At 73.4% G+C, this 12,416-nt stretch carries 8 protein-coding genes; 2 read left to right on the top strand and 6 right to left on the bottom strand.

Annotated features, from left to right (window positions below; all coding sequences use genetic code 11):
• Window positions 1–13: 13 nt before the first annotated feature.
• The 6 genes from ACFYWX_RS14945 to ACFYWX_RS14920 all read right to left on the bottom strand — a co-directional run bounded on the left by ACFYWX_RS14945 (window position 14) and on the right by ACFYWX_RS14920 (window position 10,679).
• Window positions 14–1,963 (bottom strand): anthranilate synthase family protein, encoded by a 1,950-nt coding sequence (locus ACFYWX_RS14945; RefSeq protein WP_389424418.1) that lies wholly within the window; start codon window positions 1,961–1,963, stop codon window positions 14–16.
• Between the two features lie 200 nt (window positions 1,964–2,163).
• Window positions 2,164–2,766, bottom strand: a complete 603-nt coding sequence (locus tag ACFYWX_RS14940) for a malonic semialdehyde reductase (protein ID WP_389424417.1) — start codon at window positions 2,764–2,766, stop codon at window positions 2,164–2,166.
• Window positions 2,767–2,821: 55 nt separating this feature from the next.
• Window positions 2,822–4,468, bottom strand: a complete 1,647-nt coding sequence (locus ACFYWX_RS14935) for an FAD-dependent monooxygenase (RefSeq protein ID WP_389424416.1) — start codon at window positions 4,466–4,468, stop codon at window positions 2,822–2,824.
• A gap of 458 nt (window positions 4,469–4,926) precedes the next feature.
• Window positions 4,927–7,725 (bottom strand): helix-turn-helix transcriptional regulator, encoded by a 2,799-nt coding sequence (locus tag ACFYWX_RS14930; RefSeq protein WP_389424415.1) that lies wholly within the window; start codon window positions 7,723–7,725, stop codon window positions 4,927–4,929.
• Window positions 7,726–7,870: 145 nt separating this feature from the next.
• The gene (locus ACFYWX_RS14925) at window positions 7,871–9,112 is read right to left on the bottom strand and encodes a 3-deoxy-7-phosphoheptulonate synthase (RefSeq protein ID WP_389424414.1); all 1,242 of its coding nucleotides are present in this window, start codon (window positions 9,110–9,112) and stop codon (window positions 7,871–7,873) included.
• Window positions 9,113–9,236: 124 nt separating this feature from the next.
• Window positions 9,237–10,679: an MFS transporter gene (locus ACFYWX_RS14920; RefSeq protein WP_389424413.1), complete on the bottom strand. Its 1,443-nt coding sequence runs from the start codon at window positions 10,677–10,679 to the stop codon at window positions 9,237–9,239.
• Between the two features lie 268 nt (window positions 10,680–10,947).
• Here ACFYWX_RS14920 and ACFYWX_RS14915 point away from each other — a divergent pair, with 268 nt between their 5' ends.
• Both ACFYWX_RS14915 and ACFYWX_RS14910 read left to right on the top strand, forming a co-directional pair.
• Window positions 10,948–11,475: a quercetin 2,3-dioxygenase gene (locus ACFYWX_RS14915; protein ID WP_389424412.1), complete on the top strand. Its 528-nt coding sequence runs from the start codon at window positions 10,948–10,950 to the stop codon at window positions 11,473–11,475.
• Window positions 11,476–11,552: 77 nt separating this feature from the next.
• The gene (locus tag ACFYWX_RS14910; RefSeq protein WP_389424411.1) at window positions 11,553–12,254 is read left to right on the top strand and encodes an alpha/beta hydrolase; all 702 of its coding nucleotides are present in this window, start codon (window positions 11,553–11,555) and stop codon (window positions 12,252–12,254) included.
• Window positions 12,255–12,416 lie beyond the last annotated feature (162 nt).

Here is a 12,416-nt window from a genome sequence, read left to right as displayed (position 1 = left end):
CGACGGCCGTCCCTCACACCGGGAGCGCCGAATCGGTCGACGATGCGGTCGTCAGCGCGTCGACGAGTTCCCCGAGGATCCGCACGCCGTTCTCGGTGAGGACCGACTCGGGGTGGAACTGGAGCGAGGCGAATCCACGGCCCCGTAACGCGTGGACCTCTCCCGTCAGCGGGTCGCGGGAGACCTCCGCGGTGCCCCACCCGCCCCCGGCGTCCCACCGGTCGTGGTCGCTCCTCGCGGCGAAGGTGTTGTAGAACCCGCACCACTCGGTACGCCCGAACAGGTCGACCGGCAGCCGCACGCCCTGGTGGGGCACCGGCCGCCGGACGACGTCCATGCCCAGGACGGAGGCCAGCACCTGGTGGCCGAGGCACACGGCCAGCAGCGCCGTGCCTTCCTCCCGTACGCGCGCCGCCAGTCGGCGCATCGCCCGGATCTTGGGGTGCCCGTGGTCCTGGGGGTCTCCCGGTCCGGGGCCCAGCACCACCAGGTCGTGGCCGCGGGTGCGGGGCTGCTCGTCGAAGCGCACGACCTCCACCTCGAGCCCGAGTGAGCCGAGTTGGTGGGCGAGCATCGAGGTGAAGGTGTCCTCGCAGTCGATGACGAGCGCCCGGCGGCCGGCGGCCGCTTCCGGTCCGGCCGCGGGGTCGCGCCCGGGGTCCAGCCAGAAGCGGGCGAGTTTGTGGTTGCGCGCGTGGAGCGCGTCGCGGACGGCGGGGACGGCTGCCCACTCCTCGCCGGTGCGGGCGGCCGGCGTCGCGACGCGGCCGCGTTCGCCGGCCGGCCGGAAGCCGAACGCCGCGAGCATACCCTCCGCCTTGGCCCGGGTCTCCTCGGCCTCCGAGCGGGGGTCGGAGTGGCGCACCAGGGTCGCGCCGACGTCGATCCTCAGCCGTCCCGAGGGGTCGATGTCGGCGGTCCTGATCACGATGGCCGAGTCGAGCGTCTGTCGTCCCGCGGCGTCCCGGCCGATGAGCGCGAGGGCGCCGCTGTAGTAGCCGCGGCCGGCGGGCTCGTAGCGGGCGATCACCCGGCAGGCGCTCTCCAGCGGGCTGCCGGTCACGGTCGGCGCGAACATGGTCTCGCGCAGGATGCTGCGGGCGTCGAGCCGGGTGCGGCCCTCGATGAGGTACTCGGTGTGCGCGAGCCGGGACATCGCCTTGAGCCTCGGTCCGATGACCCGCCCGCCCCGCTCGCAGACCCGGCCCATCATCTTGAGTTCCTCGTCGAGCACCATGTACAGCTCGTCGGACTCCTTGCGGTCCCCGAGGAAGCCCAGCACGCCGTCGATCGAGACGCCCTCCGCCGGGTAGCGGTACGTGCCGCTGATGGGGTTCATCGTCGCCGTGCCGCCGGCCACGCTGATGTGGCGCTCGGGCGAGGCGCCGACGAGCGTACGGTCGCCGGTGTGGACCACGAAGGTCCAGTAGGCGCCGAGTTCCTCCTGCAGCAGGCGGCGGAACACGGCCAGGGCGGTGGCTGTCGTGTAGCCCTCGACGGTCGCCAGGAAGGAACGCTTGAGGACGAAGTTGGCGCCCTGTCCGCTGCCGATCTCGTCGGCCAGTACGCGGCGGACGAGTTCGGCGTACTCCTCGGCGTCGATGTCGAAGCCGGGCTCGCGCAGCGCGACACTCACGTCGGGAACGGCGCGGACGAAGTCGTCGAGCGCGAGCTGCGCCTGCTCGGTCACGCGCAGGGCGACCAACGGGGTCTTGTCGTCGGGGCAGTCGAAGCCCCGTTCGGCGATCTGCCGGTACGGAACGGCCACGAGCAGTTCGTGCCCCGGCTGTGGCCGCCCCGTGGCCGGGGTGGCGCTCACCGGCAGGTCGGCGAGGCGGTCCACCGCCGTCGCCTCGCACAGCAGCACTTCCACCCGTCCGGCCGCGCCGGACTCCGGCCGGTGCAGCAGGGCGAACGGTGGGGTCTCGGGCCCCAGGATACGGTCGAGCAATGCGACACTCATGTGGTTCCCCCGATCCACGAATGAGCTGTCGGGCTTGAATCGAAAGCCCTCTCCCATAATCATCGGGGGTCTTTCCGCCGGTAACAACTACTCATTCGAGCGGCGTTTTCCGGGAACCGTCCTGCGGGTGGTGAAATGCCAGCAAGAAATGCGCCCCGGCTGTGTGCCGGGGCGCTCCCCCATGATTTTCCGAGCGGTGTTCAGACGGTCGTGAACACCTGCTCCATTTCGAGCCGCGGAAGCCGGTCCCACCAGGCGCCGGGCGCCGGCTTGCCGATGTTCACCACGACCAGGGAACGGTGGGTGCCGCCGGGGAAGAACTCCTTGTCGACGGCGTCGGTGCGGAATCCGTTCATCGGGCCCGCGGCCAGGCCGAGGGCGCGCACACCGATGATGAAGTAGGCGGTCTGCAGGGCCGCGTTGAGCCTGGCCGACTCCTCCCGGACCGCCGGGTCCGCGTAGAAGACGTCCTTGGCCTGCGGGAACGCCGGGAACAGGGTGGGCAGGTTCTCGTGGAACGCGGTGTCCGCGGCGAGTATCGCCACCAGCGGGGCGTTGCGCGTCTTCTCCTGGTTGTTCTCCCACATCAGCGGCACCAGGCGGCCTCGTGCCTCCTCCGAGCGCACCAGCACCACGCGCAGCGGCTGCTGGTTGAACGCGGTCGGCCCCCACTTGACGAGGTCGTGCAGAGCGCGGACCTGCTCGTCGGTCACCGGCTCGTCGGTGAAGGCGTTGGCGGTGCGTGCCTCACGGAACAGCACGTCCTGCGCGTTCTTGTCGATCACCAGGTGGTCGGTGGTCATAGGGGGTTCCCTTCCTGAGGTTGTCGTGCGAGAGGTTTGTGGTCCGAGAGGTTCGTCATCCGAGAGGTGTCGTCGCGTGCGGTGCAACCGCCGGCCGGTGTCCGCTGATCCGGCCGAGCACCGAGGCGCAGTCCGACGGCGCGCTGTCGCCGCGCCACGCCACGTGGTGGTCGGGGCGTACGAGGACGAGGTCGCGCTCCAGGACGGCCCGGACGTCGGCGTCGTCGACGCTGACCAGCGTGAGCGGGAGGCCCCGCTTCGCCGCCTCGTCGGCCAGCGGCTTGCCGGCGCCTGCGCCGGAGGCGTCCAGCAGGGTCAGTTCGCGTCCCAGCAGGTCGAAGAGTTCGGTCCCGTCCCCGAGGCGGACGCTGGGCAGCCGGCCCCCCGGCCAGGTGGTCGGGACGATCCGCCGCCACTCCCAGGCGGGTTGTGGGCCGTCCTCGTGGCAGACCACCGGCGAGGCGTCGTACCGGTGGCCGAAGTGGATCCCGATGTTGCTGATCTGGTAGCGCTCGTGCTCCAGGAAGCCGGCCAGCTGGGCCCGGCCCGCGCCCCCGGCGTGCAGTGCCGGGAAGCGCCGCCACACCTCCAGCAGGTTGAAGCACATCTCCCGGTTGAACAGGGCGACGGGCCTGCGTTCGGCCTCGTAGCTGGCCGGCAGACCGGGGCCGCCCCAGCCGTTGAGGACGGCGGCGAGCTTCCAGCCGAGGTCGACGGCGTCACCGAGCCCCGTGTTGGCGCCGTGCCCGCCCGTCGGGAAGAACTGGTGCGCCGCGTCGCCGGCGAGGAACACCGAGCCCTCGGCGTAGCGGCGGGCGACGGCGAGGCGGCCTTCCCAGTGGGCGACGGTGAGGACCTCGTCGACCTCGAAGTCGAGCCCGAGCCGCTCGCGGATCACCGCCACCGGGTCCAGGTCCGGCCCCTCGTCCCCGGTGAGCGGGAACGTACCGGTCCAGGTGCGGGAGCCGTCCCGGGACACCAGGGTCAGGCCCCGCGCGGAGACGGCCAGGAAGAACCGGCCGTGCCGGTGCAGCGCCGGGTCGGTGCTGCGGAAGTAGACGTCGCAGTGCTGTGCCCGCGGCCCCAGTTCGTCCACCGGGATGCCCGCGGCCCGGCCGACCGCGCTGCCGGCGCCGTCACAGCCGACCAGGTACCGGGCGCGGACGTGTTCCCGACGACCGGTGGCCGTCTCCACCACCTGGGCGCTCACCCCGGCCTCGTCCTGCGTGAGTGACTCGAAGGACCAGCCCTCGCGCAGGTCGACGCGTTCGTGTTCCCGGCAGCGTCGGCGTCCCAGTTCCTCCAGCAGCGAGCCGAGCACCCGCTGATAGGGCTCGCGGGGCATGGAGCCGTCGTTGACCCGCGCCATCAGGTCGCGCAGCTCGTCGACCGAGGGGTAGGTCCACTCGGCGACGGGTGCCTCGTCGAAGCCTTGCGTCCACAGGAAGTTGAAGGCGTGGTCCGACGGGACGCCCAGCTCGCGGATGGCGTCGGCGAGGCCGAGCCGGCGCAGCAGTTCCATGCTGCGGGCGTTGACGAAGTCCATCTTGGGGTGGCGCGACGCCCGCGGGGAGCGTTCGACGACGATGCTCGCCACGCCGTGGTGCGCCAGTTCCAGGGCCAGGGTGGAGCCCACCGGCCCCGCCCCCACCACCAGCACCGGCGCCTCGGACCCACCCCGGTCCACTGTCTCGATACTCATCTACGGCCCCCCGTGCGGGTTCCCCCGCTCCCTCGCGGCCCCCGGCCACCCGCCCGCCCCGCAGGGCCCGGCGGTGACCCGTCCGCTCAGCAGCGTGTCAGCCCGCACCGTGCCCGGACATCACGTCTTCGCGTGATACTGCGGGCGACGCCGGGAGAGGCACTCGGGCCGCGCCCCGCATCAGCGTCAGCGCGGCCGACAACGGCCCGGTGGGCCTCCGCGTTCGCGCACGGAGCCGAACGCGCCCCGCCCAGCCGAACGCCGAGCCACCGAGCCGATCGCACAGAAGCCTGAACGCACGCCCAACCACCCACCGCGTGCCCCACCACTGAGCCGTGCCGCACCACTGAGCCGTGCCCCGCCCTCGCGCTGCGCGTTCCCCGTGCCGTGCCGTCGTTTCCCGTGCCGTGCCGTCGTTTCCGGTGCCGTGCCGTCGTTTCCGGCTCACCCGCGGAGCGCTACGCGCCCTCGCGCAGTACGCGTCGGGTGAGTTCCACCCTGCTGGACACCCCGAGCTTGGCGAAGGCGTGCCGGAGGTGGGTGTCGACGGTGTGGGGTGAGAGGAACAGTCGGGCGGCCGTGGCGCGGTTGGTGAGGCCCTCGGCGACCAGGCGCACGACCCTCAGCTCCGCCTCGGTCAGGCTCTCCCAGCCGGTCCTCGCCGGGGTCTGCTGCGACAGGGACCGGCGGCGGACCCCTAGGCCGCGCAGGGCGCGCAGCACGCGGGCACGGTCGCGTGGGGCCGCGCACCGCTCGTAGACCTCCAGTGCCTCCTCCAGGAGGGCCACGGCGTCACTGCGCCGTCCGGCGGCCTTCTCCGCCTGTGCCGTGTCCTCCAGGGCCGACGCCCGGGCCAGTGGTCGCGGGCCGGCGCGGTAGGCGTCCACGGCTCGCCGCAGGGCGCCGCGGTCGCCGTTCAGGAGGCCTTCGGCGTGCGCGGCGGCACCGGCGAGCGACGCCACCCCGGAGTTGCGCTCCGCCAGCAGCCCGCTCGCCCCGGCAGCGGCCCGCGCCCAGTGCCGGGCGCCGCCCCGCAGGGCCAGGCGCACCATCTGCGGTGCGGCGGCGGGCTCCTGGACCAGCAGCGCCATCCGCTCGGGCAGCGCGGTGAAGTGCCCTTTGAGCACCCGGAGCGCGGCCTCGCCGTCCCCGCCCGCGTCGTGCACGAGGGCGGCCGCCCAGTCGAGGTCCTCCGGCATGGCGCCGATCCCCTCGGCCAGCAGGGCGCGTGCCCGGTCGAGGTGGGCCACGGCCCCGGGGAGGTCGTCGCGGTACAGCGCCACCTCGGCGGCCTTGCCGAGCAGCGGTACGGCGAGTGCCCGTGCCGCGAGCCGCTCGGTGACCGACAGACCGGCCTCCGCCTCGGCCTCGGCGTCGTCCAGGCGACCCGCGGCGAGTCTGAGCTCCGCCCGGTAGTAGTGCCACAGCGGCTGCGACCATGCGGTGCCCAGGTCCTCCGCCTCCCGCTCGCCGATCTCGTACACGGCGTCCGCCTCGGTGAACCGGTCGGCCGCGACGAGGGCCCGTCCGAGCCAGAGCGCCGGGTGGCGGCTGCGGGCCTCGCCGCCCGCCGCCTCGGCCCTGCGGACGGCCTCCCGGCACAGCCGGACCGCCTGGCTCAGCTGTCCGCGGGAGCGGGCCACCACGCTCCGGGCGACGTCGCCGAAGACGACGGCGGCGTCCTCGCCGGCCGCGGCGCCCAGCCGGGCGGCCTCCTCGCCCGCCCGGTCCGCGCCGTCCATGTCGTCGACGAACAGCAGGCCGTGCGCGCGGATCGCCAGCAGGTGCGCGCGCCGGGCGTCGGGGACACCGGGACGGCCCAGCGCTCGCGCCGTCGACTCCACCACCGCCGAGTCCTCACCGGCGTGTTTCAGCGCCTCCGCCAGGCCGAGCAGGATCGCCGCCTCGGTCTCGGCGTCCAGTCCGTCCCGCAGGGCGGCGTCACCGAGCTCCCGGGCCTGGACCAGGCGGCCCACGGACGCGAGCAGGCGTACCGCGTCGGCGAGGACCCGGGGGCGCTGCGGGTCCTCGTCGGGCAGCAGGTCGAGGGTGCGCAGCAGCAGGTCCGCGGCGGTGTCCGGGGCCTTCTGCGCGATGGCCGCGGCCGCCTCGCGCAACACCTGCACGGCTCGCTGGTCGCCTTTGCGGGCGCTGCGCAGCACATGCTCGGCGATGTCCACCGCCGGGCGGCCCTCGCGCTGGAGCACGATCGCGGCCTCCCGGTGCAGGGCGTGCCGTACGGGTCCGGAGAGCGCCTGGTAGACGGCTTCCCGGGTGATGTCGTGGCCGAAGGCCAGCTCGGATCCGGAGTCCACGAGCACACCGGCCCGTACCATCTCGTCGGCCGCGGCGAGGAGTTGCACCGCCGGTACCCCTGCCACGCCGGCCGCCTCGTGCAGGGTGAAGGGGCGGACGAACACCGACGCGACGTCGAGCAGGCGGCGGGCGGTGGGGGTGACGTCGCGCAGCCGCCGGTTGACGGCGTTCAGCAGACGGTCGGGCAGGTCGCCCTCGACGACGCTGGCCGTGTCGTCCTCCACGACCACGCGCCCCTCCGCCACCAGGGTGGTGAGCAGTTGTTCGAGGAGGAACGGGTTGCCCCCGCTGCGCTCGGCGAGCGCGAGCACCGCCGCGTCGGGCGAGGCGGCGAGCGCCGTGCGGCAGAACCGCCGGACGTCCGGCTCGGACAGCGGCTCGACGAGGACGGGTCGCGCGCCCTCCGCGAGGAGCCAGTCGACCGCGTTCTGGGCGGGCGTCGCGGACGCCGCCGGGCGGCGGGCGATGAGCCACAGCACGGGTGAACCGCTCAGGGCGGGCACCAGGGTGCGCAGGGCGAGCGCGGTGAGTTCGTCGGCCCACTGGGTGTCGTCGAGGGAGATCACCAGCGGTCGCCGGGTGGCGTACGCCTCGATCAGCTCGCCCAGCCGGTCCAGCAGCCAGAACCGGCTGCTCTCCTGGCGGGCCAGTTCGGCGACGGCGGCCTCGTCGAGGACCGGCGGGTCGCCCGCCCGTAACGCGCGCAGCAGGGCGCTGAGCGGGGCGATCCGGTCGAGTTCCGCGGGGCGCGCCGACACGACGGCCATGGCGCGCGCCCGGGCCTCCTCGGCGACCGCCGCCAGCAGCCGGCTCTTGCCGATCCCGGCCGGCCCCTCGACGACCGCGCAGGCTCCGCTGCCCTCGGCGGTGACGTCGAGCAGCTCGGACAGCGTGGCCAGGTTTCTCTCCCTGCCCACCAACTCGGTGCCGGTCAGCCGCACGGCAACTCCCTGTGCTCCCCCGTGTTCCCGCGGTCCGCCCCCTGGGCCGACGAAGCGGTGTCGGGGCGGGCCCCGAGACTACCGCCGGTCGGCGCTCGCGGGGGCGTGGCCGACAAGCCAACCGGGTGGGTTTTCTGACGGAGGGTCACCGTCCCCACGCGGCCGCCACGGCCAGCGCCTGGTCGGCGTTGAGCCTCGGGTCGCACAGCGTGGTGTAGCCGTTCTCCCCGACCCTCGCGTACTCGGACTCGTCGGTCACGCATTCGGTGACCGGGTCCGGTGTCGTCTCCAGATGCAGCCCCGCGGCCACGCCGCCCTCCGCCGTCACGGCCGCCCGGAAGTCGCGTACCTCCCGCAGGACGGTGCGCAGCAGCCGGGTCTTGCGGCCGTCCGCCGTGGTCTCGGTGTTGGCGTGCATGGGGTCGCACATCCACAGCACCGGGTGCCCGGCGGACCGGACGGCGGCCACCAGACGGGGAAGCCGTTCGGCCGTCAGGTTCGCGCCGATGCGGGCGATGAGTGTGAGCCGGCCGGGCTCCCGCTCGGGGTCCAGCCTCGCGCACAGCGCCAGCAGTTCGTCCGCGCTGATCGTGGGCCCCACCTTGCAGGCCACCGGGTTGCTCACGGCGGCGAGCAGGCTGACGTGGGCCTGGTAGGGGTCGCGGGTGCGCTCACCGATCCACGGCCAGTGGGTGGAGGTGAGCAGCAGTCGCCCGTGGCCGTCGCGGCGCGTCAACGGCACCTCGTAGTCGAGCACCAGCGCCTCGTGGCTGGTCCAGACGGCCGGCCCGTCCGGTGACGCCGCCGCGGCGGTGTCGCGCAGGTGGGCCGTCGCCGTCTGCGCGGCCCGGTAGCAGGCCAGGAGCCGCAGCGGGTCGGGACGGCGGCTGTCCGCGTCGGGCTCCGGACCGTTCACCAACAGACCTCGGAACGCCGGGAGTTCGATGTCGCCGTGCCGTTCCGTGGGCCGTGACCTCGGTTTGGCGAACTGGCCGGCGATGCGCCCGACCGTGGCCACCGGCTTCCCCGTGCCGAGGCGCATCGCGTCGGCCAGCCGGGCGAGCAGGGCGACCTTGCGGTCCAGGGCGTCCGGGACGCACTCGGCCGGGTCCTCGGCGCAGTCGCCCGCCTGGACGAGGTGCAGTTCGCCCGCGGCCGCCCGGGCCAGCACGGTCCTCAGTGCCTGGACCTCGTCCCAGCGCACGAGCGGCGGCAGTCCGGCGAGATCGGCACGCACGTTGCCGATCAGCCATTCGTCTCCCCAGTCGGGCTGTTGTCCGGCCGGAATCGCCTTCCAGTAGGCGAGTTCACTCCGCGAAATACGGGATTCGAATCGCCTGGCGCTTTCACGTCCGGTCTCCTGTTCGGTTTTACTGAACACCGTCATTCCCCCCGTTGAACGGCAAGCTCCGAAGGAGCGCGCATATCGCTTTTGCCTTCGCACCCAAACGTAGTTGAGTGACCGTCACGGGGGGACTACTCGAATTGGTAGTGGAATGACGCAACCGGGCTCAGTGGTCCGCGCCGGGTCGCCACGAGGCGCGCAGCCACAGCATCAGGGGCACCGTCACCAGGGCCAGCGCCGCCGCGACGGCCAGCGCGTACGCCTGCCCGGACGCCATGGCCCCCGCCGGGTCCCCGGCGTGCTCCGCGACGGCGGTGGCCGAGCGGCTGTCGGCGACCGTCCCCAGCACCGCCACTCCGACGGCGCCGCCGATCTGCAGGGTGGTGTTGACCAGGCCGGAGGCCGCTCCCTGGACGGCGCCGTGCAGGCCGCTCGTGCACACCACGTAGGCCGCCACGATCGCGCCGCCCATGCCGAGCCCCCAGAGGGTGCCGGGCAGGACGAACGTGACCAGGATGCCGCCCTGGGCGTCATGGGCCGCGGCCCACCAGGCCAGCGCGGCGGCCTGGACGCCCCCGGCACCGGCCAGGGCGCTCACCGGGCCGATCCGGCCGAAGAGCCGGAAGGTGATCTGCGAGCCGGCGAAGATCGCCACGCTGATCGGCACCGTGCGGACCGCCGCCTGAACGGGGCTGTAGTCGCGCACCTGCTGGAGGTAGAGGGTGATCAGGAAGAAGATGCCGAACATCAGCGCGCCGGTCGCGGCGTTGGCGGCGTTGCCGAGCACCACGTTGCGGGCCCGGAACAGCAGCCGGGGCACGAGCGGCGCCGCGGCCTTGAGCTGCCGGACCACGAACACGGCGAGCAGGACCGCCGAGAAGGCGAACGCCATGAGGGTGCCGCCCGACGTCCAGCCGACGCTGCCGCCGTGCACGACCGCGTAGACCAGCGCGCACAGTCCCCCCGTGCCCACCAGCGCCCCCGGCACGTCGACACCGCCCTGGGCGGTCGGAGCTCCCGCGGGCAGCATGCGCCGGCCGACGATCAGCAGCGCCAGCACGATCGGTACGTTGATCAGGAACGCCAGCTGCCAGGCGACCGCGGTCAGCAGTCCGCCGAGCATCACACCGGTGGCCCCCGCCAGGCCGCCGATGCCGCCGAAGATCCCGAGGGCCTTGAACCGGTCGGGGCCCTCTTCGAAGATGTCGGTGACCAGGGCCATCGCCGCCGGGGAGACCACGGCGGCGCCGAGTCCCTGGGCGGAGCGGGCGGCGACGAGCTGCCAGGCGTCGAGGGACAGCCCGCACGCGAGCGAGGCCACCGCGAACAGCAGCAGTCCCGCGATCAGCACCTGGCGTCGGCCCAGCAGGTCGGCCGCCCGGCCGCCCAGCAGCATGAGCCCGCCGAAGGCCAGCATGTAGGCGTCCATCACCCAGGCCAGCCCCGCCGCCGAGAAACCCAGGTCGCTCTGGATCGACGGCAGGGCCACGTACACGACGCTGGTGTCGAGCACGACCATGAACTGCGCCACCACCAGCAGCGAGAAGATCGCCCACCTGCTGTGCCCAGCGGGGTCCGTCCCCGCCCGATCGAACTCGGTTTGTGTCATCGCGCAAGCTCCCCCCGTTCGCGCGGGACGCGCTGTTCGCAGCCCCGTCCAACCGCACAGTCCGACGATCGTTCAAGGGTGTCGGTGTCCGATGTCACGCGACATCACGTCTTCACGTGATGGGCGGGCGGACGGCCCGAGCGGGCCGACGAATATCGCGTGAACCGGGGATGTGCCGCGCCGCGGGGCCACGCGAGGCTTGGGGCTGCGGGGAGGCCGACACATTCCCTGGCCAAGACGCTCCCGGCTGCTTTCAGAGGTGGTGACGATGAATTCCGAAAACGACTCCCGGCCGAAGACCGAACCGGAGGTGCTCTACGTACCGAAGGGGGAGGGAATCGCGCTGTGGGTGCCCGAGGAACCGCCGGCCGACCTGGTCGACGGGGAGGGCCCGGAGATGTCCACGTACACGTTCCTGGCGACCGCGGACAACACCGATGGCGCGCTGGCCGTCGTCGACACCGTCGTGCCGCCGGGGAACGGCCCGCCGGAGCACATGCACCACGACGCGGACGAGTCCTTCTACGTGCTCGACGGCGAGTTCGAGGTGCGGGCCGGCGGCAAGTCGTTCGTCCTGGGGCCGGGCGACTACGCGTTCGTGCCGCGCGGCACGAAGCACATCTGGAAGAACCGGGGCACGGAGACCGCCCGCATGATCCGCGTCTACACCCCCGGCGGCCACGAGCGGTTCTTCATCGAGATCAGCCGGCCGGCCCAGGCCGCCACCCCGGCCCCTCGGCTGACCACGGAGGACGTCCGCAGGGCCGAGGCCGCGGTCACCAGGTTCTACGGCTGAGTACGGCTTCCCCGTCCGTACCGTCCCGCGTGTTCGGCCCCCGTACCGATCACCCGTACCGAGCAACAGGAGGTTCTGTGCCCAGTCCCCACACCCCCACCCCCACCCTCATCCTCGTCCACGGAGCGTGGCACGGCGCCTGGTGCTGGTCGGCGTTCGAGTCCGAGCTGCGCGCTCGCGGGGTGCCCGCCCACGCCCTCGAACTGACCAGCCACGGCGCGCAGGGAGCCGCCGTGGGCGACCTGCGCTCCGACGTGGAGCTGCTGCGCCGCACGGTACGGGAGGTGGACGGGCCCGTGGTGCTGCTGGGCCACTCGTACGGCGGACTGGTGGTCACCGAGGGCGCCGAGGGACTCGACAACGTCACTCGGTTGATCTACCTCTCCGCCTTCCTGCCCGGCCCCGGCGACTCGATGGTCAAGATGACCGGGGGTGGGAACGCCCCGTGGATCCACCGTGCCGACGGGCTGATGACCATCGCCGCGGGCTGGGGCGAGAAGCTGTTCTACAGCGACTGCCCCCCGGACCTCGCGGCCAAGGCCGAGAGCCAGCTCGCGCCGCAGTCCGCCGTCTCGTTCCAGCAGGAGGTGCGGGCGACCGCCTGGCAGCAACTGCCCTCCACGTACATCGTGTGCACCGAGGACCGTGCCATCGCGCCGGACGGGCAGCGCCGGATGGCCGCCATGGCGGGCTGTGAGGTCGTCGAACTGCGCAGCGGGCACTCCCCGTTCATGACGCAGCCGGACCGCCTCGCGGATCTCCTCCTCGAACGGCTCTGACGCCCGGCCTCGCCCGTACGGCGGGGGCGGCGGGGGGGGGGGGGGGGGGGGGGGGGGGGGGGGGGGGGGCGGCGGGCGGGGGGGGGGGGGGCCGCCCCCTCGGCTCCGGCGCCGGAGGAGGCCACCGAACCGGACCTGCCCGCCCTGATCGCGGAGGCGCGG

Origin of the sequence: Streptomyces sp. NPDC002888, from assembly GCF_042888465.1 — a bacterium.
In the GTDB taxonomy this organism is placed as follows: Bacteria; Actinomycetota; Actinomycetes; order Streptomycetales; family Streptomycetaceae; genus Streptomyces.
Note: the sequence above shows the minus strand (reverse complement) of the source record. Positions and strands in the feature narration are given on the sequence as shown.

Excerpts from the sequence above, each read along its gene's own strand:
- ACFYWX_RS14940 (WP_389424417.1), bottom strand. The coding sequence starts at position 2,766 with ATGACCACCGACCACCTGGTGATCGACAAGAACGCGCAGGACGTGCTG.
- ACFYWX_RS14945 (WP_389424418.1), bottom strand. The coding sequence starts at position 1,963 with ATGAGTGTCGCATTGCTCGACCGTATCCTGGGGCCCGAGACCCCACCG.
- ACFYWX_RS14920 (WP_389424413.1), bottom strand. The coding sequence starts at position 10,679 with ATGACACAAACCGAGTTCGATCGGGCGGGGACGGACCCCGCTGGGCAC.
- ACFYWX_RS14915 (WP_389424412.1), top strand. The coding sequence starts at position 10,948 with ATGAATTCCGAAAACGACTCCCGGCCGAAGACCGAACCGGAGGTGCTC.
- ACFYWX_RS14935 (WP_389424416.1), bottom strand. The coding sequence starts at position 4,468 with ATGAGTATCGAGACAGTGGACCGGGGTGGGTCCGAGGCGCCGGTGCTG.
- ACFYWX_RS14925 (WP_389424414.1), bottom strand. The coding sequence starts at position 9,112 with ATGACGGTGTTCAGTAAAACCGAACAGGAGACCGGACGTGAAAGCGCC.